This window comes from Streptomyces sp. NPDC017529, assembly GCF_044329785.1.
Taxonomy (GTDB): Bacteria; Actinomycetota; Actinomycetes; order Streptomycetales; family Streptomycetaceae; genus Streptomyces.
The window spans coordinates 18,394-43,810 of record NZ_JBIRJY010000011.1; the positions used below are offsets into that span (position 1 = coordinate 18,394).

The following is a 25,417-nucleotide window of genomic DNA, read 5'->3' on the forward strand; positions in this document are numbered from 1 at the left end:
GCTGGGCGGGCGTGGTGTGTCGCGTGCGAGTCAGCGTGCGGGGAGGGGCCGGCGGCGGGCCCGGTGAAGGGTGACGAGGAGGGCGGCGGACGCGGCGACGATCAGTCCGGTGAACGCGGGATGCATGTCCTTGGACAGGCTCTGCGCGCCGTCGGGCCGCGTCAGCCACAGGGCGAGCGGGACGGCGTAGCCGACGGCGAGCAGGGCGGCCGCCCTGCGCACGGCCCGGTCGCGGACGTGGCGGAGCACGCCGGCCGACGCGATCGCGAGCGGGAGGATCGCGATCAGGGCGAACTGGCCGACCACCAGGACGGGAACCGCCCAGGAGGCAAGGGTCACCGGCAGTGGGACGCGCCGGCGTGTGGGGGTGGGAGGTGACTCGATTGTGGTGGTCATGGCGTTGTCCTTCAGCGATGATTGAAGTTATTACTTCAGTTATAGGCTATAACTCCAGGGTCGGTCGGAGGGCAATGGGTGCGCGAAAGAGCCCGCGAAGGCCCCGGCGCCCCTTCGGGCGTGACGCGTGCCACAGACGTCGTCCCTGGACGTGGCCGCCCGCATGCCGATTCGATGGGCCTCACAAGATCGTGGATCTTGGTTTGGGTTGACGGGGATTCCCGGGCCTTGCCGTTGGGCAAGGCGGCTGAACGAGAACGGTAGGAACAGCCCTATGGGGGAGGACTCGGCCGCTTCGGCGTGCCGCGGGGAGGGTGCGACGCCCGTCGCCGTCACGTCGGCCGGGGTGCGGGCATGGAGGCGGTAGACGCGCTCGAAAAGATGGCGCCGGTGCTCCTCGCCTTCGGGTGCGGGACCGTCCTCGCGAGACGCAAGGTGGTGCCGGCCGAGAGCTCCAAGGTCTTCGCCGACTACACCTTCCTCTTCGCGGTCCCGTGCTTCCTGTTCGGCAACATCTACCGGAGTGACCTGGAAGCCCTGTTCGACTGGCGGGCCATCGCGGGTTACGCGGCCGCCGCGGGCCTCGCCGTCGTGCTGGCCGGTGCGCTCAGCCGGGCCTTCGGTGTGCGTGACCCGCGCGGCCTGGCGCTGCGCATCATGGCCGCCGTCCAGGTGAACACCGCGTACTTCGCCGTACCGGTGTTCATCATGCTGTTCGGCAACGCCGCGCCGATCTTCCCCGTGCTGCTCTTGCAGGTCTGCGTACTGTCCCTGGTCATCATCTCGATCATGGAGCTGGGGCGCCCCGACCGTGGCGGCTCTCTGCGTACGCGGCTCTTCGCGGCCCTCGCCGCCTCGCTGACGACGCCCGTCGTACTCGCCTGCAACGCGGGCATCGCGCTCAACCTCCTGTCGGTGCCGCTTCCCGGATTCGTCCTCGACAGCTTCGCGTTCGTCGGCGACAGTTCCTCTCCCGTGGCGCTGTTCGCCCTCGGGCTGCACCTCGGCGGCATGGGGCTGACGCTGCGTGGCACCACCGTGGAGGAGATGTGGATCGTCGCCTTCAAATGTGTGGGCTTTCCCCTCATGACTCTGGGCGTGGCCCGTTACGGCTTCGGTGTCGAGGGTGACTGGCTGCACTACCTCGTCCTGCTCGCCGCGATGCCGGCCCCGCAGAATCTGTTCATCTTCGCCCAGCGCTACGACGTGGCGGTCGACATGTCCGCGGCCCTTGTCGTCAAGAGCTCGGTCGTCACGCTGCTGCTGTTACCCCTGTGGGCGCAGTGGGCCACGGCCTGAGGACCGCGGACTGCGGACCGCGCGCCGGAGCCGCCGGAGGCCGGCAGGGGAGGGCCCGCGCCCGGTGACGCGCCCGAACACCGGCTCGTCGAAGGGTAATTCGCCGCTTCGAAATTCAGCCATCATCCCTTATGGCCTGAACGCAGTCGAACAAGCCTTCCGCAATTGACGGCGCCACATGCCGCGAGCAACCTTGCGGTGAGCGAAACAGCGACGAGATGGGGATGCGAGTGACTGTCAACGGAAATGGCAAGTCCGCCGACGAACCGTACGTCATCACCGGCCGGGGGAAGGACGCCGCCCCCAAGAACGCCTTCTCCTTGTTCGCCGACGTCAATTTCAACGTGGGAGGACCGCGCACCAAAATCCTCGTCATTCCGGCCAATGGCACGGCGAACAACTTCAGCGACTACGGGTTCGACCAGAGCGACGACGGAGTGAGCAGCGTCGTCAACAACACCGGTCGGGACAACATCCTCTTCACGAGGGTCAACCAGGGCGGCTCACAGCTGCCCGTCCCCGCCGACTCCTCGATCGCCGACCTGACGCGGACCCCGCTCTCCGGGAGCTCCACCGGAACCTGGAACGACCAGGCCCAGTCCGCACTCGCCTTCAACAAGCCGGTGCCGCTCCCGGTGTTCACCGCCCCGGCCCCCAGCGCGCAGACCCAGGACCGCCGGCAGGCGGTCCAGGGCAACGCGGCCCCCGACGTCCAGCAGGTACTGCTCTACGAGGGGACCAAACTGCTGGGCACCTGCCCGGTCAAGGACAGCAAGTGGGAGTACGCCCCGGACGCCGACTGGCCGCTCGGGCAGCACGACCTCTCCGCCATCGCCGTGCGCGACGACGTGCTCTCCGGCAAGGCGCCGCTGCGCTTCTACGTCACCCTGCCGACGCCCGTCGTGGACATCAGGTCTCCCATGGAGGGCGCCGAGGTGGACAGCGGCGCCACCGTGGACGGCGTCGCGTTCAACGCCGACACGGTGACGCTCGCCGAGGGCGGCACCCAGCTCGGCACCGCCAGGGTGATCAGCAACCTGTGGAGTCACGCCCCCGAGGGCGGCTGGCCGCTCGGAAAGCACAGCGTGACGGCGAAGGCCGTGCGCGGCGGTCAGGAATCCGAGCCGGACACCGTGAATTTCACGGCGGCCAACAAGAACCTCAAGGTCGATTTCACGTTCAACTCCTCCTGGCAGGACTGGCAGACCCACAAGTACATCTACTCCTACGACGTCACCATGTACGCCGGGGAAACCGATGTGAAGCACTGGAATGTCGGATTCGGCCAGCTCCCGGACGGTTCGGTACTGGCGCCGGAATTCGAGGCCAGCTTCTGGGGGTTGATCGTCGGTGACGGATCCGACGGAAACGTCGTTCTCGGCTCGCCTCCCGAGGGCGTGCACATCGTCCCGGCCAAGGGCAAACTGACCATTCGCGTACTGGTGCTCATCCCGGCGCAGGACGAGGTGTACCAGAAGCTCTACGGTCTTTACGCCAAGTCGCTGACGGAGTAGCGGACTCCGGGCCGCAAGACGCATATGACCGCGGGGTCCCGGACGGTTCGGTCCGGGACCCCGCGGTTCGGACCTGCCGCCCGGGGGCGGGCACCGGGCCGGCTCAGTAGTCGGGGCACTCCAGCTCCGCTATCTCCACGAACCCGCTGGGGATGTCGCCGGGGAGGTCCAACGCCCGCACGGCCGCCACCGCGTCGTCCACCTTGGACGACGCCAGCTCGCGGTCCGGTCGCGGCCACCACCCTGCTCGACCAGCTTCGTGGCCCGCGCGACATCGTCGTCGCCCGGCTCCGGGCGGGCCGGCAGCTCGCGCAGCTCGTCCGCGGTCTCGCCGCCCTCGTGCAGCGCGCACGCCACGGGAAGAGTGGCCTTGCGGGCTCGCAGGTCGAAGCCCGGTGGCCGGCCTCCCGTCCGGTCCGGCTCTCCCCAGATGCCCAGCAGGTCGTCCCGCGCCTGGAACGCGACGCCCAGGCACTCCCCGTACGTCCGCAGCCCGGACAGGACCCGGGCCGACGCGCCGGCGAGCACCGCGCCCATCGTCGCGCCGCAATGCATGAGAGAGACGGTCTTCCAATCGGTCATCTGCAGGCAGCGCTCGACGGTCACCTCGCTCGCGCCCTCCATCTGAAGGTCGATGGCCTGGTCGGCGAGCATGCCCTTCCCGAACACCACCCAGGCCGTCTCGCGCTGCCTGCGGTAGCGGTCGCCGTCCATCACGTCGTCCAGCAGGAACGCGCAGTTGTGGAGTGCCTCCACCGCAATGGCGCCCGGGATGGCGGCCTCGGCCGATGCGCGGTCGGCGGCAGCGGCGGCCAGCAGTGCCAGCGTCGGCCGCTCGTATGGCTTCTGAGCCCGCCACCGCTACACCCGCAGCCGCCTGTTCCCGACCCTACACGTCGTCCTGACCGGCCTGCCCGAACACCTCCTCCAGCGCCGCCTGGAAGCTCTCGCCCGCGACGTCGAGGGCATCACCATCGCGGTGCTGGCGACCACGCTGCCGCGCCTGAAGCGCGGCGAGCCGTGGTACGAGCTCGCCGTCGACGACTACCACCGCCGGCGCACCCGCTACCCACAGGTGTTCAGCCGCTGACCGCCGCCCGAAGCCGACGAGCCGGTCCACCATTCGCTGACCGGAGTGAAGGGCGCCTGCGTTGTCGGTGGGTGCTGAGAGTCTGGCTGCTATGGACAGGGGCAGGGACGAGGGGCTGCTGCGTGGCCGAGTCTACGGAACGGACTTCGACGACCCGCACCCGGGGCCGCGGCCGGGCCGTACGTACGCGGAGTTGATCGGCGGGCCGCTGGACGGACTGCTGCTCGACATCACCGGCTGGACGCCGCAGGAGATCGCCACCGGGACCGCGCTGATGACGGAGATCGGACAGTTCGGCGCGGGCGGCCGGGCACTGTACGAGCCCCGGCCGACAGATACGGGCCGGTGGGACTGGGACGGCGACGTCCCATGAGATCCGGGTTACCGCCGGGACGGACGCAGCGGCCGCGGCGCGGCTCTGTCCAACGCGCCGTGGCGCTGAGCGGTGTAGCGCGGTACATGTCCTACGTCGACGTCGTACGGGCCCGCGCGGCCCACGACGTCCGGGAACACCGGCTGCTGTTCGTCGACTCACGTACGTAGCCACTTGGACCACTTCCGAGATGCCGCCATCCCGGTCCAGCACGGTCAAAGCCGGACGAGCGGTCAGCGCCAGCGGTTGTTGCTGGTGTGGTCGCCGGCGAGCCAGCGGGAGAGGTCGTCGTGTGCTGTGGCTCGCCGCTCGGCGTCGATCTTTTCCACGTCGGGGTGGTCGACAGCAAACTCCAGTATCAGCCCGTTGGGATCCGTGATGTACAGCGAGACGCAGTACCCGTGGTCGACCACATGGGCGTTCGTCTCCGCATGGCCGGCCGCGGTGACGCGCTCGCGCATGGCTTCCTGGGCCTCCGCCTCGACCTTGAAGGCGATGTGGCGCACGGGGGTGGAATTGATGTCGGTCTTGAACTCCTCCTGGTCCTTGGGGTTCGCGAACTGGAAGAAGGCGAGCGCACTGCCGTCGGCCAGGCCGTAGAGGGTGTGACTGTAGACGCGCTCGGTTCCGAACAGCACCTCGCGCTCGGTCCACGTGGCGACCAGGGGCAGGCCGATCACATCCTCGTAGAAGCGCCGGTTGGCTTCCTGGTCGTCAGTGATCCAGGCGTGGTGGTGGAGGCGGAGCGGCAGGATTTCGCTCATGTCAAGTCATCTCCCGTGAGGGATTGGGGTGTTGGGCTGGTGACCTGGGTGGTCGCCGACCTAGTGGTCAGCATGCCGCTCAATTAGGTTGAATGCTAAATCAATTCGGGCCATTGTGTGCCCCGGGGTGGCGATCCTTCGGCGCCCCGGGCACCGAGGTCCGCCCGCCCGACGGAGAGCCCGTCGGGCGGTCGACCGTGGCGAGCGCGTCGCGCAGCTCACGGACGTCGACGGCGACCTGGACGTCGCCGAGACAGGGGCCATCGCCCGAGTCGCTCCACTGTGGTGAGGATCCTCCGGGCTGGCTCAGCCAGACGGATGCGAGCGAGCCGTCCCGCCCCTGTGCGGGCGCCAGGAGCCAGCAGCCGCGCGAGAGCACCCGTACGCCGGCCACACCCTCCCAAACCTTGGCTCGGCCGCCGGCCAGGAGCACGATGAGCTCCTGGCGCAGGTGGTCGGCGAGCACGGCGTGCCCGTCCGCGACCGGCAGGTCCATCGCATCACGAGCGACCAGCCCGCGCTTCATCGGCACGGTGACCACCGTCTCCCGGCCGCCACCGCACTGCACGAACTGGGTCGCCCTCAGGCCGACGGTGCGCAGCCGCTTGTACGTCTGGCGTCAGGGGCGAGCCGGTGGCCAACCTCGTCCTGCGGCCTGGCGATGTGCTGTACCTGCCGCGTGGGTGATGGCACGCGGTCCGTTGCGGGACATGGAGCTCCTGGCCGGGAAGGTGGCACCGGGCCTGGTCCTCGTCGTGGCGCAGTGCTCCGTCCTGTTCGGGCTCGGCTGGGGTGGTCATGGGCCTGGAGGTGCGCGGGAACCCGCTCGCGCTGCCGGTCGTGATGGTGTCCCTGGCCGCCTGCGTGGTCGCCTTCGCCTTGGCGCTGTGCGCGGTCGCCCGTACCCGTCGGCAGGCTTTCGCCTACGAGCGGATCACCACCCTGGTCTGGGTGATGTTCGGCGGCGCCTTGGTGCCGACGGAGCTGATGGCCCAATGGCTGGGCTGGGTCGCCCGGGCCACCCCCGTGTACTGGGCGGGCCGCGGTTTTCGTGAGGCGATCCTGAACGGTGGAGGTGTGGCGGCGGTGCTTCCCTGCGCGGGGGCACTGTGCGCCTTCGCGGTGCTGTTCACCGCCCTCGCGGCGTGGCGGTTCAAGGGAGAGGCGGTCAAACAGCACTGGGACTGACGCCCGCCCGCCGGCGACTGCGGCAGTTCACAAAGCAGTTCATGTAATTGTGCATGTCGGCAGTAGGCCGAGGCTGGTTCGCCGGACGGCCAGGCTCCCGGCAGCCGCGTGATCACGCGTCCGGGATACTGGGCCGGTGGGGATGTGCATAGCGGTGCTCGGGCCGGTCACGGCCTTCGACGGAGACGGGACGGCGGTCGGCATCGGGGGCGCGCGACTGCGCATGCTGCTGGGCCGGCTGGCATTGGCGGCGGGTGACCTGGTGTCGCCCGCCGCGCTCATCGACGGCCTGTGGGGTACGCGCCCTCCCTCGGACGCGCTCAACTCGCTGCACGCGCTGGTGTACCGGTTGCGCAAGGCACTGCCGGACGACGTGCTGCTGGAGTCGGCACCGGCGGGCTACCGGCTCGCGGTGCCGAAGGAGCACGTGGATGCCGCCCGTTTCGAGGCGCTGGCGGCGCGGGGTGCGCGTGCGCTCGCCGCGGGGGCGTCCCAGGAGGCGGCTTCCCTGCTCGGCGAGGCGCTCGCGCTGTGGCGCGGCCCCGCGCTGGCCGACGTACGGGAGGCCCCGTACGCCGGTACGGCCGGGGCGCGGCTGGAGGAGCTGCGGACCACGGCACTTGAGGACCGCTGCGAGGCGGAGCTGCGGCTCGGCCGTCATGCCGAGATCCTGGCCGATCTCCAGGCCGCGTCGGCGGACCACCCGCTGCGGGAACGGCTGGCCGCGCTGCGCATGCGCGCCCTGCATGCGGCGGGCCGGCAGTCCGACGCACTGGCCGTGTTCGAGGACGTACGCGCCAGGCTCGCCGACGAGTTGGGCGTCGATCCCTCGGCCGCGCTCCGGGAAGCCCACCTCGCCGTGCTGCGCGGCGAGGAGAAGCCGCCCGCCGCGCGGTCCGGACCGGCCCCCGGTCGCCTGCCCGCGCGGTTGACCTCGTTCGTCGGCAGGGACAGCGAAATGGCGCTGCTCGTCGGGCTGATGGAGACCTCCCGGCTGGTGACGGTCGTCGGACCCGGCGGCGTGGGCAAGACCAGGCTGGCCGTGGAGGCGGCGTCCAGGCACCGGGCCCACCGGCAGGGCCGGCTGTGGCTCGTCCCGCTGGCCGGGGCGCACGGCCCTGACGGGGTGGCCGACGCGGCGCTGGGCACGCTCAGCGCCCCGAACACCTCCCGGCCCCTCAGCGGCGGCCGGACGGGGCCGCTGGACCAGGTGGCCGACCTGCTCGGCGGGGACGAGGCCGTGCTCGTCCTGGACAACTGCGAGCATCTCGTCGAGGCCGTCGCCGAGTTCGCGCAGGGCGTGCTCGAACGGCGCCCGCGGCTGACCGTGCTGGCCACCAGCAGGGAACCGCTGGAAATCATGGGCGAAGCGCTCTGCCGCATCGGCCCGCTGCCCCTTCCCCGCCGGGAAGCGGACCCCGCCGAGGCCGGCGCGTCGGCTGCCGTGCGGCTCTTCGCCGACCGGGCGGCGGCCGTACGGCCCGGCTTCGCGCTCGACGCGTCCACCGTGCGGGCGGTGGGCGAGGTGGTGCGCAGGCTGGACGGGCTGCCGCTCGCCCTGGAACTGGCCGCGGCCCGGCTGCGGTCGATGAGCGCCGAGCAGATCGCGCGGCGGCTCGACGACCGGTTCCGGCTGCTGTCCACGGGCAACAGGGCGGCGCAGCCGCGCCAGCGCACCCTGTACGCGGTGATCGAGTGGAGCTGGGGGCTGCTGACCGGCCAGGAGCGGGTGCTGGCGCGGCGGCTGGCGGTCTTCCCCGCGCCGACCGGGGCCGAGGCGGTCGAGGCGGTCTGCTCGGACGGCGCGCTGCCCGCCGGGGACGTCCCCTACGTGCTCGGTTCGCTGGTCGACAAATCCCTCGTGGAGCGGGCCGGGGACGGCTACCGGATGCTGGAGACCGTCCGGGCGTACGCGACCGGCCAACTCCTCCAGGCGGGCGAGCGCGACACGGTACGGGACCGCCTCGTCAGCCACTTCGCCGGCGTCGCCGAGGAACACGGGCCGCTGCTGCGCTCCGCCCGGCAGCAGGACTCGTTCACGCTCTTCGCAGCCGAGTACGACAACTTCGTGTTCGCGTTGCGGGCGGCGGTTGACGGGCGGGACGCGGACGCGGCGGCCCGGCTCCTCGGCCCGCTGTACTGGTACTGGAACACACTGCGCTACGACGCACGGGCGGAGGCCCTGGTGGCCGGGGTGTGCGAGCTGGGCGACGCGCTGCCCGAGGACGCCAGGGCCGCCTTCACCGCGATCCTGCTGACCGGAACGGGCGAGCCCGCACCCGACGCCGAGCGGGTGCGTGCCGTGATCGAGGACTGCGCGCGCACCGGCGCGCTGGAGCGCTACCCGACGGTCCTGCCGGCGACGTTGGGGCTGGGTCACCTGCTCGGCCTGGACGAACTGGTCGAGCGCCGGATGCGGGAGGTACGCGGATGCCCGGACCGGTGGGCCGTCGCCTGCACGTTCCTCGTGGAGGCCTTCATATGCCACGACCGCGGCGACTGGGAGGGACTCGCGAACGCGACGGCCGGCGCCCTGCGCGAGTTCGAGGCGTCGGGTGACCGCTTGTGCACGGCGATGGCGCTGGCGGGCGTGGCGCAGGTGCACTCCGTCCGCGGTGATCACGACGAGGCGGTCGCCGCCTACCGACGCGGGCTCGCACTCGTACCCCAGGACGAGGTCCAGTACCGGCTGGGGATTGCCGCCGAACGGATGCGTGGCGGCGACCTGGAGGGCGCCCGGCACGACATCGACAGGGCCGAACAGGCAGCCGGGGAACGCGGCGACGTCCTCCAGCGCATCGGTGCCCTGGCCTGCCGGGCCGACCTGCACCGCCGCGCCGGGGAGCCGGAGCGCGCCGAGCGGCAGCTGAGCCGGATGGAGGCGCTCGGCCGTGAGACGGCCCTGCCCGACGAAGCGGTGGGGGACTGGATCGCACCGGTGCGGATGGCGGTCCTCCTGACGGCCGGCGACACCGTACGGGCACGCGAACTGCTGCCCCGGGCCGTCCGGGCGGCCTTCGCCCACCGGAACATCGCGCCGGCCGCCCAGTACCTGGCCAGGCTGCTGCTGGCGGAGGGAGACCCGGCAGGCGCGGCCACCGCGCTCGGCACGAGCCAGGCCATCCGCGGCGCCCTCGACGACGGCGATCCGGAGCTGCGCGAACTCGCCGCCGGACTCGCGCGACGGCTCGGCCGGGCGGAGTACGAGCAGGCGTACGGCCGGGGCGCCGCCATGCCGCGGCAGGAGGCCCTCGACCGCCTCCTCCAGGCAGCCGGCGGCGGATGACGGCCTCTGACAGCGGCCCACCCGGTCTGTCAGCGCCTGATCAGAACCCTGTCATCACCGGTCGGCAAGGTCGTTCCCGTACCGAAGCAGCGGGCGGACCGCCGGGCCCCAGCAGGGGACCCCGCGGCGCCCGCAAGGGAAGGAACCGACATGACGAACTCCGTAAGCACCGGGCGCGAAAAGCTCCGGCAGATGCTCGAATGGGCGGTGGCCGAGGTGGCCGTGCCCGGCATCGTCGCCGAGGTCAGGGACGCCGAAGGGACCTGGTTCGGCTCCGCGGGAGTGGCCGACATCGAGTCCGGACGCCCGCGCCAGGAGGGCGAACACCTGCACGTCGGCAGCGCCGGCAAGGCGTTCACGGCCGCCACGGTGCTGCAATTGGAGGCCGAGGGCAGGCTGAGCATCGAGGACACGGTGGAGCGGTGGCTGCCCGGGGCGCTGAACGTCAACGGTTACGACGGCAACAAGATCACCATCAGGCAGCTGCTCAGCAACACCAGCGGGCTGTTCGTCACCGGCCTCGCGCCGGAACTGTCCAGCCGCTACGCCACCCGCTCCGCGTTCGCCGAGCACCGCTTCGACGCCTGGAGCACGGACGAGCTGCTGAAGCTCACGGTGTCCCAGCCGCCCATCCACGAGCCGGGCACGGCCTTCGCCTACTCCAACGGCGGCTTCTACCTCGCCGGCATGATCATCGAGAAGGTCACCGGCAACACCTACGCGGAGGAGGTCGCGCGCACCATCACCGAGCCCCTCGGCCTGACCCGCACCTACATACGCCCCGCCGACGAGACCGGCTACCCCGAGCCGCACCCGAGGGCGTACTCGGGCCTGTTCCTGAAGGACGGCGCCAACCCCGAGGACGTCACCGCCGACAACTGGTGGTCGATGTTCGAGGAGCCCGGCCTCCCGCCCCTCGACACCACCGAGTACAACAGCTCGTGGGCCTGGTCGGCCGGCAATGTCATCTCCACGACCGGCGAGATGATCCGGGTGTTCAACGCGTTCGCGTCCGGCAGCCTCCTGCCCCCGGCCCAGCACCGCGCGATGTGGTCCCTGGTCTCCACCGAGGGCGGCAACTGGATACCCCACGCCGCGTACGGTCTCGGCGTCTTCGAGCTGGACCCGGCGGTGACCGGCGGGCTGACGCTTCGCGGCATGGGCGGCAGCATGCAGGGGTCGCACTTCGCCGCCGTCGGCACTCCCGACGGCGAGCGGACGATCGCGGTGCACACCAACACCGAGTTCAAGACCTGGAAGGTACTGTTCAACGCCCTGGAGGCGGAGTTCGGCATCCCGCCCGTCCAGGGGCTGTAAGCAGAAAAACGACGTGCGGTCCGCCCGGAGCGCGTGGTACTCAGCATCACTATGGAAGATCTGGTGACGAAGAGGCTCGTGCTGCATCGGCTGAGCGTCGGCGAGGCCGAGGAACTGATGGCCGGCGCCCGGAACGAGAGCGCCCGGTGGGCTCCCGAATACCCCATGGACGACGACCTGGCGGCGGCCAGGCGCTTTCTGCGGGCGTGCACGGAGGGGGACGGCGCCCGGCACCCCGGTGCGTTCGAGATCCGGCGCCGTACCGATGGGTTGGCGATCGGCGGGGCGGACTTCCACGGCCCCGCCGGCGCGGACGGCAGCGTCACGATCGGCTACGGCCTGGTGCCGTCGGTCCGGGGCCAGGGGTACGCCTCAGAGACCCTTCGGGCGCTCCTGGCCTACGCACGGGAGACCGGCATCACCTGTGTGAAAGGCGACGCCGACCTCGACAACGTGGCATCTCAGCACGTCATGGCCGCGGCCGGCATGCGCCTGGTCGGCGAGGACGAACGCGTGCGGTACTACGAGTCGGTGCCGGGCCGCACGCTCTGAGGGCCTGGGCGCTGGAGGGAGGCGCCCAGGCCGCTGAACCGGCAGGACCGCCGGTCGAACTGAGCTTTACGGGGCAGCGGACGCCCCGCCGAGGCGCGTCATGCAGAAGCTCACGACCTCGAAGTGGTGTTTGTCGGTCATCCGGTAGAGGCCCTGCCCGGGTTCGCACCCGTCCTGCGGCCTCATCTCGACCACCTTGAACTGCGCCCCCGATGCGCCGCAGCCGAGGATTTCGAGCTCCGGCTCGGCGTCCGTGCCACCCGTCTTGCGCAGACAGTCGCCCACCTTGGCGTTCGTCACGCTGTGCGGGTCGGCCTTGGGCTTCTTCCTGCTCTCGGCGTTGTACTCGTCCTGGTGCAGCACCACCCACGCCGCCACCCCGCCGAAGACCAGCAGTACGACGAGGGCGCGGACGATACCGGGAATGCGTACCCGCCGCGGGGGCCGCTGTCCCGGGTTCGGACCCGTGGGCGCGGGGCCGGCGGGCAGGGGACCAGGCGGATAGTTGCCTTGCTGCGGGATCCCGGGCTGACCGTGGGCGGCTTGCGGATGCGGCGCCTGACCGTACGGATTCTGCCCGTACGGGTTCTGCCCGTACGCAGGCTGGCCGTACGGGGGTTGGCCGTACGGGGGTTGGCCGGGCTGTCCGTAGGGCGGGTAGCCGCCGTTCTGCGGCGGGGGAGGCGTGGTCATGAAGGGTTCCCTCGTTGTGGTGCGCCCGCGCGTCGAGCACGCCGCGCGAAAGTGGATCACCGCAGGGTAGCCCGTGATCACCCGCTTCTTGGCATGACCCTGGCATTCACCCGGCCTCCTCGGCGGCTGCCTTTGCGATGCCGGCTCAAGAGAGGCACCTCCGGGCGGGCGGGAGCGCTGTCTCGCGTCCGCTGTGCAGCACGGTCAAGGTGCCCTCGGCGGGAGCCTCGGGAGCGGGTGGCAGGCTGATCCTTCGCAGTGTCTGGGCGGCGACCGCGCCTGCCGAGCCGTGCAGGACGGGCGCCGGCCGGCCGGGGCGCCGTACGGCCGCGCGGATGTGGGCGGCGACGAGTTCGTAATGGGTGCAGCCGAGGACCACGGCCGCGACGTCGTCCGGGGTGCGCCGCGCCGCCTCGGCGACCGTGAGGGCGACGGCCGCTTCGTCCGCGCGCTCGACGGCGTCGGAGAGTCCGGGGCACGGCACTTCGGTGACGGTCACGCCGCCGGCGTACCTTCGGATCAGTGCGCGCTGGTACGGGCTGCCGGTGGTGGCGGGAGTGGCCCAGACGGCGATGGGTCCGCCACCCGCCGAGGCCGGTTTGATCGCCGGAACCGTGCCGATGACCGGCAGGCCGGGTTCGAAGCGGGCGCGCAGGGCGGACAGGGCGTGCACGGTGGCGGTGTTACAGGCGACGATCAGCGCGTCCGGCCGGTGCGCGGCGGCTGCCTCCGCGGTGGCCAGGGCGCGGGCGGTGATGTCCTGAGGGGGGCGCGAGCCCCATGGCATGCCGTCGGGGTCCGAGGAGAGGACGAGATCGGCGTCGGGACGGAGGCGGCGCACCGCGGACGCCGCTGCCAGCAGCCCGATGCCCACGTCCATGATCGCTATCTTCACTCGGCCGCCGTCCTCGTAGCGGTGCCTGGGGCCTTGCGCCATGCCTGGTGCCTCCGGTGTGTCGGTGCTTCGGTGCCACTGGTGGCGAGTCTGCGCGACGCGGGGCCCGGGCGACCTGGCCAATCCGGGAAGAATGGCATGGTCGGCGCTCCGCAGGACAAGCGGCGGACCGGCCGGGGGGCCGCGGGAACGGGAAGAGCCCCCGTCCGGCGAGGCGATCGCCGGGCGGGGGCTCGTTCACTTCCGGGGCCGTCTGCGGGCCTGCCCCGGAGTGAACCAGTGGTTGGGACTCAGCCGCCGATGGGGCCGGGGTTGTTGTTGTCCGCGTCCTGGCACTGCTTGATCCGCTTTTCGATGGCCCGCGCCTTCGCGCGCTCCTTCTTGGCCGCCGCGTGCTGGCCGCGGGCGTCCAGCTTGGCGGCCTTGCTCTTGTGTTCGTTGACTTGCTGCTGCATCTGGGAGATGTGGCAGGTGATCTGGCCACGGGCCGACACGGGGGCGGCCTGCGCGGCGGGGACGGCCGAGAACAGGACGCCGCCCGCTATGGCAGCGGAAACGGCGAGTGTGGTGAAACGTCGACGCATGGGGTTTTTACTCCAAGTGGCGGGCCGCGTGGGCCCGTTGGTGGTGGCTGATAACAGTCGATCACTGTATATGAAGAGATCGAAGTGCCCAGGCACACATTGCTGGTCCGCCCCGTCGCCTGAGGTTTTCGCGCCTGTCCGGCGCTCCACCGGAAAAGCCGCCTTGGGTGCTTTTGAGCCAGTGGGATCGGTTGGCGTGAGTCCGCGTCAGCTTCCGCCCGTGCAACCGCAGCTGCGCCGTACCACCAAGGAGGCGCGGGGCGCGGGCGGAGGAGGGGTGCCGTCGAGGAGGAGGGCTACGGCCTGTTCGGCCATGGTGTGCAGGGGCTGTTCGGTGGCGGTGAGCGCGGGGGACGTGTAAGCGCTGTCGGGGGAGCCGTCGAGGCTGACGACGGCCAGGTCGCCCGGTACCGAGAGCCCGGCGGCCGACGCGCCGGCCAGGACGCCGATGGCCTGTTCGTCGGTGGCGGTGACCAGGGCCGGTGGCAGCGTGCCTTCGGCGGCGAGGCGCCGGGTCAGCTCGGCGGACGCGGCGCGCGCGTAGTCCGAGCGCAGGAGTGTGCCGTCGGTGCCGGCGGCGCGCTGCCAGGCGGCGAGGCGCTGGGCCACCGGGCCGGTGTCGTGCAGGCCGGCGAGGAAGGCCGGGCGGGCGTGCCCGTGGGTACGCAGGTGGGCGACGGCCTCTTGGACGGCGGTGTCGTTGTCCGCGGCCACGACCGGGGCGCGTCCGCCGCCGGGGCGGTTGTGGACGTAGACGGCGGGGACGCCGAGGGTCCCGGCCTCGGCGGCGACGTCGGTGCCGCCGTCCGCCGAGACGACCACGAGGCCGTCGACCTGCGCGGCGAGGAAGCGCTCGACGAAGTGTCTCTGGCGGTCGGCGGAGTACCCGGCGTTGCCGGTGAGGGTGAGCTTGTCGCGCTTGCCGAGGGCCTGCTCGATGTGCCGGGCCAGGGCGCCGAAGTACGGGTTGGAGGCGTCGGCCAGCACCAGGCCGACCACGCCGGTGGTCCGTGAGCGCAGGGCGCGGGCGATGCGGTTGGGGCGGTAGTTCAGTTCGGCCGCCGCGGCCAGGACCCGTTCGCGGGTCGCCGGGGCGACCGGGCGGGGTCCGTCGTTCATCACATAGCTGACCACCGCCGTCGAGGTCCCGGACCTGCGGGCCACGTCCGTCAGGGTTGCTGCCTTGTTCGCTCGCTTCGTCATCGTGCTTGCATTCTGGCATCTAAACGTTTAGACATGCGGGGTGAGCGCGATCTCCGGGGCCGGGCCGCGGCCCGGCCGGCGCCGGTGACGGCGGTGGCCCCGCCCCCGGGGCGCGTCGATTCCGTACGAAAGGAGCCTGGCCGTGCCGCCTCTCCCGCTGATCATCGACACCGACACCGGATCCGACGACGCGGTGGCGCTGCTGCTGGCCGCGGCCAGCGGCCTCGGCGACGTCCGCGCCGTCACCACGGTGGCCGGGAACGTGCCGTTGGAGACCGGTACGCGCAACGCGCTCATCTCGCTGGAGACGGCGCGGCGGACGGACATCCCCGTGTACCCGGGCTGCGCACGCCCGATGGCGCGGCCCCTGTCCAGCGCCCAGCACGTGCACGGCGAAGACGGCATGGGCGACATCGGCCTGCCCGACCCCGGACGGCTCCCCGAGAGCGAGCACGCGATCGACGTCCTGCTCTCCAGCCCCCGGGAGCGCCCCGGGGAACTGACCCTGGTCACCCTCGCCCCGCTCACCAACATCGCCGCCGCGCTGCTGCGCGACCCGGAACTCCTCACCCGGTACCGGCACGTGTACTGCATGGCCGGCGCCGCCGACCTGCGCGGCAACGTCGCGCCCACCGCCGAGTTCAACGTCTGGGCGGACCCCGAGGCCGCGCGGATCGTCGCGCAGGCCGCGACCCCGGACAAGGTGACCTGGATCGGCTGGGACGTCTCCCGCAAGGACGCCGTCATGACCCCCGCCGACCAGCGGCACCTGGAAGGGATCGGCACCCCTCTCGCCGCCTTCGCCCACCGCATCAACCGCACGGTCGCCGACTGGGTGCACGACGTCACCGGCCTGCCCGGCTACGACCTGCCCGACCCCGTCGCCATGGCCGTCGCGCTCCGCCCGGACCTGGTCACCGAAGCGGAACGGGCGTACGTCGAGATAGCGGTCGGCGACGAAGCGCGCGGCCAGATGATCATCGACCGCCGGGTGTGCGCCCCCGCCCCCAACCTGACCCTCGTACGCCGCGTCGACGAGTCCGGATTCAAGCGGCTCCTCTTCGACACCGTCGCCACCCCGGCCACCCCCGCCCCTCTCTCGCCCCGCCCTGGAAACAGCCGATGACCACCCCTGACCACGCACCCGCTCCCGTACCGCGCTACGAACTCCACTGCCACCTCGACGGCTCGGTCCGCCCCGGCACCGTCGCCGACCTCGCCGCGGAACAGGGCATCGCCCTCGGAGCGCCGGCCGCCGAACTGGTCGTCGCCCCCGCCGACTGCGGCAGCCTGACCACGTTCCTCACCTATCTCGACGTGCCGCTCCAGGTGTTGCAGACCCCCGGCGCCCTCACCCGCGCCGCGCGCGAACTCGTCGAGGACTGGAGCGCCGACGGCGTCGTGTACGGCGAGGTCCGCTTCGCGCCGCAGCTGCACGGCCGCCGGGGCATGACCCTCGACGACGCGATCCGGGCCGTGGCGGAGGGGCTGGCAGCGGGAAGCGAGGCGACCGGCGTACGCACCGGGCTGCTGCTGTGCTGCCTGCGGCACCAGACACCCGACGAGAGCCTCGCCGTCGCCGAGGCCGCCCTGCGCCACCGCGGGCTCGTCGCCGGGCTCGACCTCGCCGGCGACGAGCGGCGCTTCACCGCACGGCCGCACCGCCCGGCCTTCGAACTCGCCCACGGCGCCGGGCTCGCCTGCACGGTCCACGCGGGCGAGGCCGCCGGGCCCCGCAGCATGTGGGAGGCGATCGACGACCTCGGCGCCCGCCGGATCGGCCACGGGGTCCGCTGCACCGGTGACGGCGCCCTGCTCGACCGCCTGCGGACCGACCGCATCGCCCTGGAGACGTGCCCGACGAGCAATGTGCAGACCGGCGCGGTGCCCGGCCTCGCCGCGCATCCCGCGACGCGCCTGCTGGCCTCCGGGCTGACCGTCACCGTCAGCACCGACACCCGCACCACCTCGGCCACCACCCTGGGCCGCGAGTTCGCCGCCCTTCGGGAGAGTGCCGGATGGACCGTGGAGCAGGAGACGCGCGTACAGGAGCACGCGGCGAGCGCGGCGTTCGGTCCGGCGGCGCTCCGGTAGGAGGCGGGCCGGGGCGGCACCACCGGTCCCGGGGCCCGGGACTGCCGCGGAGCCGCCGGATGCTCCTTCCCGCGGGACTGGTGATCTGTTGTGCGGGCAGTTCGTGCGAAGATTCCCTGCCCGGCCCGGGTGGGCCGGGAAGAACAAGGGGAAAATTCGTGAAATCAACGACCCTCAGATCCGCTGTCGGCACGGTGCTCTCCGTGGCCGTGGCGGCCGTGTTCCTGCCTGCCTCGCCCGCGGGCGCGACGCCGCGTACCGCCGGCGTGGACCAGGCGACGGCTGAAACGTTCAGCCGCACCGCCGACGCCGTACTGACGCAGCGTACGGCGGCGCTGCTCGACAACCGCTCGGGGCGAATAGCCCCGCTGCCCCGCAAGCAGGTGCGCCTGTCGGCCGGCCTGGTGCGGGCCGAGGACGCCGGGGTGTCCTCGCTGCGGGCGCGCAAGAAGCGGCTCGCCGCCCTGGGCGAGGCGTACACCGCCGCCGACACCCGGGTCTCCGTGGACGGCACGCGGGTCACCGGCGCGCGCGCCACGGTGCAGGTCACCGAGAGCACCACGCTCACGTACAAGAAGATCCGCGGCGACGAGCCCGCCACGACCGGCTTCAAGGCCCGCCACGAGCTGGACTTCACCGCCGTGCCCGGCGGGAAGTGGGAGCTGACGGGCATCCGGTCCAAGGACGAAGGGCCCGGCGCGATCAACGCTCCGACGCTGCGGGCGGCGACGGCTACGGCCGACGCGAACCCGATGCCCGACGCGCCCGTCGCCGCCACCTCTTACCCCGCGCGCTCGGCGCCCAAGAAGCAGGGCACCTCCGGTTACGACTACGCGGCGATGGCCGCGTACTCGGAGAAGTACTGGCGGAACTACAACCCCGAGTACCGGAAGTTCAACGCGGCCGGCGGCGACTGCACGAACTTCTTGAGCCAGGCCCTCAAGGCGGGCGGCTGGAAGGCCGAGACCGGCTCGGCGGGGGACTACCGGAAGTGGTGGTACGGCGCCACGGGCCAGTCCGACAGCTGGGTGGGCGTCAACGAGTGGTCGTGGTACGCGCTGAACTCCAAGCGGGTGACCAGCCTGGCGAACGTATACCAGATGGACGTCGGCGACGTCATGCAGATGGACTTCGACGGTGACGGGTCCAAGGACCACTCCATGATGACGACGTACCGCAGCAGGAACGGCGTCCCGTACCTGACGTACCACTCGACCAACACGTACCGGAAGTCGGTGGCGAGCATCATCGCGTCCTACCCGGACGCGGTCTACTACGCCTACCGCACCTGACGGCCCGGCCGGGCGGACCCATGGCGCCGCCCGGCCACCGGTCGGTCCCGGCACCGGACGCACTATGGCGCAACAGGGGCTGATGATCCGCATGATGCTTCTGTGATACTTGGGCCCGAACACGTGCTTTGGTGCCAGGGGGTAGGAAAATGTCGAAGAGGAACGTGCTCGGCGCGCCGGCTCTGGTCACCGTGGCGGCTCTCGCCTTCGGCCTGACGGCCTGCGGTTCCGGCGCCCAGGAGGGCGACCGGGAGACGGCCTCGCCGTCGCCGGACTCCGCGCAGCAGCGGCCGGCCCCGCCCGAAGGGGGCTCGGGGAAGCCCACCGGGAAGCCCGAGGAGAAGTGGGACGGCAAGGTCAAGGTGCTCGGGGACGGTTCGACGTCCTACACCGGGCCGCAGCCCAAGCAGCCCAAGCCCGCGAAGCTGAAGCCGGGCGAGAAGCCCCCGCAGTTCGTGGTGTTCTCCTGGGACGGCGCGCTGGAGGGCGACGACCACCTCTTCTCCCATTTCCGGGAGGTCGCCAAGCAGAACAACGCCAAGATGACCTTCTTCCTCACCGGCACCTACCTGCTGCCGAAATCGAAGGCGTCGATGTACAAGCCGCCGCAGCACAAGCCCGGCGAATCGGCGATCTCCTATGCCACCGACGAGCACATCAAGGACACCCTGCGGCAGGTGCGGGGGGCCTGGCTGGACGGCAACGAAATCGGCACCCACTTCAACGGCCATTTCTGCGGGCCCAAGGGCGGCGGCGACTGGAGCGTCGAGGAGTGGAAGAGCGAGATCCGGCAGTCGTACTCCTTCGTCGAGAACTGGAAGACGAACACCGGCTACAAGAGCCTGCCCCCACTGCCCTTCGACTACAAGAAGGAACTGGTCGGCGGGCGCGCCCCCTGCCTGGAAGGCCAGCAGAACCTGCTGACGGCCGCCAAGGACTTCAAGTGGCGCTACGACGCCAGCTCGCCCGGCGACTTCCAGATATGGCCGTCGCAGAAGAACGGGATCTGGAATTTCCCGCTACAGCTGCTGCCGTACCCGCAGAGCGAGAAGCAGGTCCTGTCCATGGACTTCAACTTCCTCTACAACCAGTCCGGTGACAACACGAAGGGCGACCCGGCGAAGTACGCGCAGTGGCGCAAGCTGACCCGGGACGGCTACCTCAACGGCTTCAACCGCGTGTACCACGGGAGCCGGGCGCCGCTCTTCATCGGCAACCACTTCGAGGACTGGAACGGTGGCATTTACATGAAGGCCATCGAGGACGTCATGAAGGCGGTGTGCAAGAAGGACGGCGTGCGCTGTGTGTCCTTCAAGCAGCTCGCCGACTGGCTGGACGCCCAGGACCCCAAGGTCTTGGCCCGGATGCGCGACCTGGACCCGGCACAGGTCACGGACTGGTCCTCGGTGGTGAAGTAGGACCGGCCGGCCTTCGGGCCCGCGAGGCCGCCGAGGGGCCTCGCGGACCTGGTGCCCTCATCGGGCGGTCATGTAGCGCGTCCAGATGTCGATCGGGTACGCGCTGCCGACCGCGCCCTTGGGCAGGCCGCCGATGCCGTCCAGGGGCAGCAGCTCCTGGCTCTCCGGATCGATCCGCGCGAGCGAGACGGCGGTCGACAGCGTCCCGCTGTAGCCGACGAACCAGGCGGACTTGTTGTCCTGCGCGGTGCCCGTCTTGCCGGCCGCGCCCGGCCCCGCGGCCTTGGCCGGGGTGGCCGAGCCCCGGCGGACGGCGTCCCGCAGTGCGTCGTCGACGGCGCCCGCCACGGCCCCCGGCAGGACCTGCTCCGGGACCGGCTTCTCCACGGGCACGTCGGCGCCGTTGCGCGTGAGCCTGGCGACCGAGTACGGCTCGCTGTGCTTGCCCCGGCCCGCGAACGTGGCGTACGCGTCGGCCATCCGGATGGCGCTGGGGGTGGCGGTGCCGAGGGCGAAGGACGGCAGCTTCTCGCCGAGGCTGCTCTCCAGCAGCCCGGTCTGCACGCCCACCTTGCCGACGCGCTCCAGGCCCACGTCCATGCCCAGCTGCATGATCGCGGTGTTGACGGAGTGGGCGACCGCGCTCCTGAGCGGGATCTTGCCCCAGGACCTGCCGCCGTCGTTCTCCGCCTTGGCGATCTTGCCGGCGCGGTCCCAGTAGGGCCCCTCCGGAGTGCGCAGCGTGATCTTGTTGTTGCCGTCGTAGACCGTGGCCGGGGTGACGGGGGTACGGGGCTTGCCGCGCTCGCGCTCGACACCGTCGCGCAGGGCCGCCGCGTAGACGAACGGCGTGAAGGCGCTGCCCGCCGGCACGACGGAGGAGTTGGCGTCGTTGAAGCCCTGCTTGAGGTAGTCGGGGCCGCCGTACATGGCCACGATGCGCCCGTCGGTGGTCACGGAGGCCGCGCCGATGCGCACGTTGCGGTCGGCTTCCCGGCGGTCCGGGGCCAGCTTGGCCCGTACGTCGCCGACGGCCTTGGTCAGCGCCTTCATCCGGGGCTTCTCGAAGGTGGTGCGGATCTGGTAGCCGCCGAGCGCGAAGTCCTTCTCGGAGATCTTGGTGTGCGCGCCGACATAGGCCCGTGCCGTCTCCACGAGGTAGCCGTTCTGCCCGGTCAGCCCGGCGGGCTTGGGCGGGGCCTGCGGCTCGGGGAAGCGGGTGTACCGGTCCCGCTCCTGCTGGGAGAGCTTGCCGATGGCCACCATCCGGTCCAGCACCCAGCTCCAGCGCTCCACCGCGCGCTCGCGGCTCTCCGGGCCGACCGCCGGGTCGTAGAGCGCGGCGCCCTTGAGCAGGGAGGCGAGGAACGCGCCCTCGCTCGCGTTCAGCTGGGAGGCGTCCTTGCCGTAGTAGGCGTGGGCGGCCCGCTGGATGCCGTAGGTGCCGCGCCCGTACCAGCTCGTGTTCAGGTACCGCTCAAGGATCTCGTCCTTGGACATCTTGTTGTCGAGCTTGATCGCGATGAACATCTCGCTGAGCTTGCGGGTGAACGTCTGGTCCTGGTTGAGGTAGGCGTTCTTGACGTACTGCTGCGTGATGGTGGAGCCGCCCTGTTTGCTGCCGCCGGTGACCATCTTGGAGACGGCCCGGATCATGCCGCTGGGGGAGACGCCGCTGTCGGAGTAGAACGTCTCGTTCTCGGCGGCCAGCGCGGCCCAGCGGACGTGCTCGGGCACCTTGTCGAGGGGGGTGTCCTGCCGGTTGATGTCGCCGGTGCGGGCCATCTCGGTGCCGTCGGCCCAGTAGTAGACGTTGTCCTGCTGGGTGGCGAAGGCGTTGAGGTCGGCGGGTATCTCGGTACGCGCGTACATGATCACCAGGAGGCCGGCCAGCACGCCGACGAACGAGCCGGTGAGCCCCAGTGTCTGGCGCCACGACGGCACCCAGCGCCTGAAGCCCGACCGCCCCGGGCGCGGGTAGGCAGGGCGGCGGAGCCGGAGTCTGCGGCGGTTCGCGGCCCACCACCGGGCGAGGACGGACCATCGGCCGCTCGCGGCGGCTGCGGTGGGCCGGGCGTGTGCCCCTTTTCGACGTTCGATCACCGCTCGACCCTATGGGATGACGCACCGTACTTATGTTCCGCTCTGCCACGGAACCGTTACGTTTCCGGTCAGACGGGCCGCGGGCGGTGCCGGGCCGAAGGCGGAACCGCGCCGGCGGGCGCCGCCGACACGCGGCGCCCGGCCGCCCGCCCGGGGTGATATCCGCCCCGCCGAGGCGCCGTCCCGTAAAATCGGCCGGGGAAATCACGGGACGATTCAGCGCACATCCTGGCGCGTCAGGTGAATTCACGCCTGTGGGGAACCGGCTGAAAGTTCACGCCCGGGTTACCGGACGGATTTCCCGAATGCCGGCGGGACCATAATGTCCAACCGCCCGGTCGAGGCGGTTGGACGTGGTGCGGGCAGGTCAGAAATCAGCGGGCCGACGCGGCGCCCTGGGTATCGCCGGGCACTCCTTGGTACAGGTGAAACCGAGCGCCGGCGTTTTGGGCGCCGACGCTGCGGGAGCCTGCGGCAGGCTGCTGTTCTTCGGGAGCTTCGACGTACACGCCTTGACCGCGGACCTGTACTCCTCGGAGACCGGGTTGACATGGCCGCCGGGTTTCAGCTGAATCTGCCCGTTCGCCTTGACGGTGATTCCGGGGAAGTCCCGCACCCCGTGGTCGCGCACGCACCGCGTGAACGCCTCGGCCTGGTGCTCCCGCGTCGCGGAGTCGCTCCGGTCGGCCGACGCGGGGGACGCGGCCTGCGACGCCCGGCCGCCGAGCGGGGCGGAGGCCGAGGCCGGGCTCGCGGCGGCGGGGCCGCCCTGGACCGTCAGGACGGCCGCGCCGGCCACCAGGGCCGCGGCGACCAGCGGAACGGCGAACAGCCTGCGCTTCGTGCGGAGTGTCCGTGGTGTTTCCTCTTCGGACGGTGCCGTCATGTCGTCTCCTCTGGAACGCTGGACGTCTGGGAGCCAGTTCACCAACAGGGCGGTTACCGCGACGGAACACCGGACGCCGGCCGTCCCCCACGGGCGGGGCTTACGCCGCTGTTACCGCACCGGAGGGAACATCGGGCTCAAGGGCGTCCAGCCGGTGGTGGGGGTATGCGGATTCTGGTGGTGGAGGATCATCGCGATCTCGCGGAGACGCTGGCCGTCGGCCTGCGCCGCGAAGGCATGGCGGTCGACGTCGTACTCGACGGCTTGACCGCGCTGGAGCGCACCTCGGTCAACCGGTACGCAGTGGTCGTCCTCGACCGCGACCTGCCCGGCCTGCACGGCGACGAGGTGTGCCAGACCCTGATCACGCAGGGCTACCCGGCCCGGGTCCTGATGCTGACCGCCGCCGCGACCATCGAGGACCGGGTCGAGGGCCTGACCAGCGGCGCCGACGACTACCTGCCCAAACCCTTCGCCTTCGCCGAACTGGTCGCCAGGATCCGCGCCCTCGGCCGGCGCAGCCAGCCCGCGGTGCCCCCGGTGCTCTGCCACGCCGACCTCACACTGGACCCCGGCCGGCGCACCGCGCTGCGGGCGGGCGCACGGCTCGACCTCAGCCCCAAGGAATTCGCGGTCCTCGAACTGCTGCTGGCGGCGGACGGCCGGGTGGTCTCCGCCGAGGAACTGCTGGAACGGGCCTGGGACGAGGCCGCCGACCCCTTCACCAACACCGTCAAGGTCACCGTGAGCAGGCTGCGGCGCAAGCTGGGCGGACCGCCGGTCATCGAGACCGTCGCCCAGGCCGGTTACCGGATCTGAGGGTGCCGGGGATGCGCCGTCCGCGCCGCTCGGCCCGCTCCGGGCCCGGCCGCCCCTCCGGGATCCGCTGGACCATCAGGCTGCGGCTCACCCTGCTGTACGGGGTGCTCTTCCTGGTCACCGGGGTACTGCTGCTCACCGCGGTCTACCTGCTGGTGGCCGGCCGGCCACCGTGGGCCGGTGCCGGCCTGCCCACCCCGCCGGCCGAGTCCGGCGGCCTCGGCGCCGGCGTACCGGACCCGGCGGCCGGCCTGGAGGAACGGCTGCGGCAGCAGCGCAGCGGCTATCTGAAGGAGCTGCTCACCGCCTCCGGCATCGCGCTGGCGCTGCTGACCTTCCTGTCGGTGTGGCTGGGCTGGCTGATGGCCGGCCGGACGCTGCGGCCCCTGCGGACCATGGCCCACACCGCGAAGGCGATCTCGGCGAACGACCTGCACCGGCGGCTCGGCGCCCCGGGTCCGGCCGACGAGATCAAGGAACTGGCCGACGCGTTCGACGCGCTCCTCGACCACCTGGAGGGCGCGTTCGAGGCGCAGCGCAGGTTCGTCACCAACGCCTCGCACGAACTGCGCACCCCGCTCACCTTCGAACGCAGCCTGCTGGAGATCACCCTCGCCGACCCGGACGCGAGCGCGGCCGAACTGCGGGAGACCTGTGTCCGTGTGCTGGGCGGCAACGCCCGCCAGGAGAAGCTGATCGAGGCGCTGCTGACCCTCGCCCGCAGCCAGCGGGGCCTCGACCGGCGGGTACCGGTGGACCTGGCTGCGCCGGCCGCCGAGTCCCTCGCCCGGCCGCACACCGCGGACGGCCCGCCGGGCGTACGGCTCCGCGGCGACCTGGCACCGGCCGCCGTGCTGGGCGACCCGCCGCTGGTGGAGCGGCTGATCGCCAACCTCGTCGACAACGCGGTACGGCACAACGTGCCCGACGGCGAGGTCCGGGTGTGGACGGGCCTGCACGAGGGCCGGCCCGCCCTGCGCGTGCGCAACACCGGGCCGAAGGTGCTCCCGGCCCAAGTCGACTTGATCTTCCAGCCGTTCCAGCGGCTGCACGCGACCCGCCTCGGCGGCCACGACGGGCAGGGCATCGGCCTGTCGATCGTCGCCGCCATCGCCGCTGCCCACGACGCGGACCTGCACGCCGAGCCGCTGCCGGAAGGAGGGCTCGAAATCCGCGTGGATTTCCCCGCCGTCGCGCGCTGGTGAATCCCGGATTCCCTTTTCCGGACGTCAAAGTCGTGCGCGCTTGGACAGTGCGCGGTTGCGATGCCGTACGGGTACCTTCGGCCGCAGAGTTGCCGTCGCGGGGCCGGGGAAGCGGTGCGGGCGCGCGGCGTTGCGCAGTCAAGGGGGAGAACCCGGCGTGCTCGGAAACCGGAATCGCCGCGGTGTCCGGACGGAACCGACGGTGCTTCCGCCGTCGTCCGGCCAGCAGCGGATGTGGTTCGTCAACAGGCTGGAGAACGCGGGCGCGGCCTACATCATGGCCGCGGCCGTGCGGCTGCCCGGGGTGCTCGCGCGCGACCCGTCACGGAACTCACCACCGCCCTGCAGGCCGTCCCCGACGACCATGGCGCCCTGCGGATCTGCTGGGACCGCGACGCCCCTGACATCGCACGTCAGGCCGTCGGGTGCGGCACCGGCGACGGCCA

Annotated in this window: 24 protein-coding genes and 1 pseudogene; 14 read left to right on the forward strand and 11 right to left on the reverse strand. The window is 71.5% G+C overall.

Annotation, left to right across the window (positions count from 1 at the left end; genetic code table 11):
* Positions 1–30 precede the first annotated feature (30 nt).
* Complete coding sequence (locus ACH4K4_RS25575) at positions 31–396, reverse strand: hypothetical protein (protein ID WP_398170356.1); 366 nt, start codon at positions 394–396, stop codon at positions 31–33.
* Positions 397–750: 354 nt separating this feature from the next.
* On the opposite strand from ACH4K4_RS25575, the gene ACH4K4_RS25580 reads away from it, so the two are divergent.
* Together ACH4K4_RS25580 and ACH4K4_RS25585 are read left to right on the forward strand one after the other, a co-directional pair.
* On the forward strand, positions 751–1,695 hold the full coding sequence (locus ACH4K4_RS25580; protein ID WP_398170357.1) for an AEC family transporter: 945 nt from the start codon (positions 751–753) through the stop codon (positions 1,693–1,695).
* A gap of 230 nt (positions 1,696–1,925) precedes the next feature.
* A complete protein-coding gene (locus tag ACH4K4_RS25585) occupies positions 1,926–3,209 on the forward strand; it encodes a hypothetical protein (RefSeq protein WP_398170358.1) in 1,284 nt (427 codons plus the stop codon).
* Between the two features lie 129 nt (positions 3,210–3,338).
* Here ACH4K4_RS25585 and ACH4K4_RS25590 read toward each other — a convergent pair whose 3' ends face one another.
* Positions 3,339–4,034 carry a polyprenyl synthetase family protein gene (locus ACH4K4_RS25590; RefSeq protein ID WP_398170639.1) on the reverse strand — a complete coding sequence of 232 codons (696 nt, stop codon included), beginning with the start codon at positions 4,032–4,034 and terminating at the stop codon, positions 3,339–3,341.
* 64 nt (positions 4,035–4,098) lie between these two features.
* Positions 4,099–4,332, reverse strand: coding sequence for a hypothetical protein (locus tag ACH4K4_RS25595; RefSeq protein ID WP_398170359.1), 234 nt, complete (start codon positions 4,330–4,332; stop codon positions 4,099–4,101).
* A 58-nt stretch (positions 4,333–4,390) separates the two neighbouring features.
* Here ACH4K4_RS25595 and ACH4K4_RS25600 point away from each other — a divergent pair, with 58 nt between their 5' ends.
* Positions 4,391–4,672, forward strand: a complete 282-nt coding sequence (locus tag ACH4K4_RS25600; protein ID WP_398170360.1) for a hypothetical protein — start codon at positions 4,391–4,393, stop codon at positions 4,670–4,672.
* A gap of 233 nt (positions 4,673–4,905) precedes the next feature.
* Here ACH4K4_RS25600 and ACH4K4_RS25605 read toward each other — a convergent pair whose 3' ends face one another.
* Together ACH4K4_RS25605 and ACH4K4_RS25610 are read right to left on the reverse strand one after the other, a co-directional pair.
* Positions 4,906–5,436 (reverse strand): VOC family protein, encoded by a 531-nt coding sequence (locus ACH4K4_RS25605; protein ID WP_398170362.1) that lies wholly within the window; start codon positions 5,434–5,436, stop codon positions 4,906–4,908.
* Between the two features lie 100 nt (positions 5,437–5,536).
* On the reverse strand, positions 5,537–5,968 hold the full coding sequence (locus ACH4K4_RS25610) for a hypothetical protein (protein WP_398170364.1): 432 nt from the start codon (positions 5,966–5,968) through the stop codon (positions 5,537–5,539).
* Positions 5,969–6,060: 92 nt separating this feature from the next.
* On the opposite strand from ACH4K4_RS25610, the pseudogene ACH4K4_RS25615 reads away from it, so the two are divergent.
* From ACH4K4_RS25615 to ACH4K4_RS25635, 5 genes and pseudogenes are all read left to right on the forward strand, one after another.
* Positions 6,061–6,123, forward strand: a pseudogene (locus tag ACH4K4_RS25615) (JmjC domain-containing protein); the annotation flags it as partial.
* Positions 6,124–6,234: 111 nt separating this feature from the next.
* On the forward strand, positions 6,235–6,624 hold the full coding sequence (locus ACH4K4_RS25620) for an ABC transporter permease (protein WP_398170365.1): 390 nt from the start codon (positions 6,235–6,237) through the stop codon (positions 6,622–6,624).
* 142 nt (positions 6,625–6,766) lie between these two features.
* Positions 6,767–9,910: a BTAD domain-containing putative transcriptional regulator gene (locus ACH4K4_RS25625; protein WP_398170640.1), complete on the forward strand. Its 3,144-nt coding sequence runs from the start codon at positions 6,767–6,769 to the stop codon at positions 9,908–9,910.
* A gap of 150 nt (positions 9,911–10,060) precedes the next feature.
* A complete protein-coding gene (locus tag ACH4K4_RS25630) occupies positions 10,061–11,227 on the forward strand; it encodes a serine hydrolase domain-containing protein (protein WP_398170367.1) in 1,167 nt (388 codons plus the stop codon).
* Positions 11,228–11,290: 63 nt separating this feature from the next.
* Positions 11,291–11,779 carry a GNAT family N-acetyltransferase gene (locus ACH4K4_RS25635; protein WP_398170368.1) on the forward strand — a complete coding sequence of 163 codons (489 nt, stop codon included), beginning with the start codon at positions 11,291–11,293 and terminating at the stop codon, positions 11,777–11,779.
* Positions 11,780–11,845: 66 nt separating this feature from the next.
* Here ACH4K4_RS25635 and ACH4K4_RS25640 read toward each other — a convergent pair whose 3' ends face one another.
* The 4 genes from ACH4K4_RS25640 to ACH4K4_RS25655 all read right to left on the reverse strand — a co-directional run bounded on the left by ACH4K4_RS25640 (position 11,846) and on the right by ACH4K4_RS25655 (position 15,154).
* Positions 11,846–12,472 (reverse strand): hypothetical protein, encoded by a 627-nt coding sequence (locus tag ACH4K4_RS25640; RefSeq protein WP_398170370.1) that lies wholly within the window; start codon positions 12,470–12,472, stop codon positions 11,846–11,848.
* A gap of 145 nt (positions 12,473–12,617) precedes the next feature.
* Positions 12,618–13,367 carry a glutamate racemase gene (locus tag ACH4K4_RS25645; protein ID WP_398170371.1) on the reverse strand — a complete coding sequence of 250 codons (750 nt, stop codon included), beginning with the start codon at positions 13,365–13,367 and terminating at the stop codon, positions 12,618–12,620.
* A 290-nt stretch (positions 13,368–13,657) separates the two neighbouring features.
* Entirely contained in the window at positions 13,658–13,951 is a 294-nt protein-coding gene (locus ACH4K4_RS25650) for a hypothetical protein (protein ID WP_398170372.1), read from the reverse strand.
* A gap of 207 nt (positions 13,952–14,158) precedes the next feature.
* Positions 14,159–15,154, reverse strand: a complete 996-nt coding sequence (locus ACH4K4_RS25655) for a LacI family DNA-binding transcriptional regulator (protein WP_398170373.1) — start codon at positions 15,152–15,154, stop codon at positions 14,159–14,161.
* Between the two features lie 142 nt (positions 15,155–15,296).
* On the opposite strand from ACH4K4_RS25655, the gene ACH4K4_RS25660 reads away from it, so the two are divergent.
* The 4 genes from ACH4K4_RS25660 (at position 15,297) to ACH4K4_RS25675 (ending at position 19,958) form a co-directional block, all read left to right on the forward strand.
* Positions 15,297–16,280: a nucleoside hydrolase gene (locus tag ACH4K4_RS25660; protein ID WP_398170374.1), complete on the forward strand. Its 984-nt coding sequence runs from the start codon at positions 15,297–15,299 to the stop codon at positions 16,278–16,280.
* On the forward strand, positions 16,277–17,248 hold the full coding sequence (gene add, locus ACH4K4_RS25665) for an adenosine deaminase (protein ID WP_398170376.1): 972 nt from the start codon (positions 16,277–16,279) through the stop codon (positions 17,246–17,248). The genes ACH4K4_RS25660 and add overlap by 4 nt, the downstream gene beginning before the upstream one ends.
* Before the next feature lie 158 nt (positions 17,249–17,406).
* Positions 17,407–18,540, forward strand: a complete 1,134-nt coding sequence (locus ACH4K4_RS25670; RefSeq protein ID WP_398170378.1) for an amidase domain-containing protein — start codon at positions 17,407–17,409, stop codon at positions 18,538–18,540.
* 149 nt (positions 18,541–18,689) lie between these two features.
* Complete coding sequence (locus ACH4K4_RS25675; protein WP_398170379.1) at positions 18,690–19,958, forward strand: hypothetical protein; 1,269 nt, start codon at positions 18,690–18,692, stop codon at positions 19,956–19,958.
* Between the two features lie 57 nt (positions 19,959–20,015).
* Here ACH4K4_RS25675 and ACH4K4_RS25680 read toward each other — a convergent pair whose 3' ends face one another.
* Positions 20,016–22,061, reverse strand: a complete 2,046-nt coding sequence (locus tag ACH4K4_RS25680) for a transglycosylase domain-containing protein (RefSeq protein ID WP_398170381.1) — start codon at positions 22,059–22,061, stop codon at positions 20,016–20,018.
* Positions 22,062–22,428: 367 nt separating this feature from the next.
* Complete coding sequence (locus ACH4K4_RS25685; protein ID WP_398170382.1) at positions 22,429–22,947, reverse strand: hypothetical protein; 519 nt, start codon at positions 22,945–22,947, stop codon at positions 22,429–22,431.
* Between the two features lie 165 nt (positions 22,948–23,112).
* Here ACH4K4_RS25685 and ACH4K4_RS25690 point away from each other — a divergent pair, with 165 nt between their 5' ends.
* Entirely contained in the window at positions 23,113–23,766 is a 654-nt protein-coding gene (locus ACH4K4_RS25690; RefSeq protein ID WP_398170383.1) for a response regulator transcription factor, read from the forward strand.
* 11 nt (positions 23,767–23,777) lie between these two features.
* Entirely contained in the window at positions 23,778–24,971 is a 1,194-nt protein-coding gene (locus ACH4K4_RS25695; protein ID WP_398170385.1) for a sensor histidine kinase, read from the forward strand.
* The last annotated feature ends 446 nt before the right edge of the window (positions 24,972–25,417 follow it).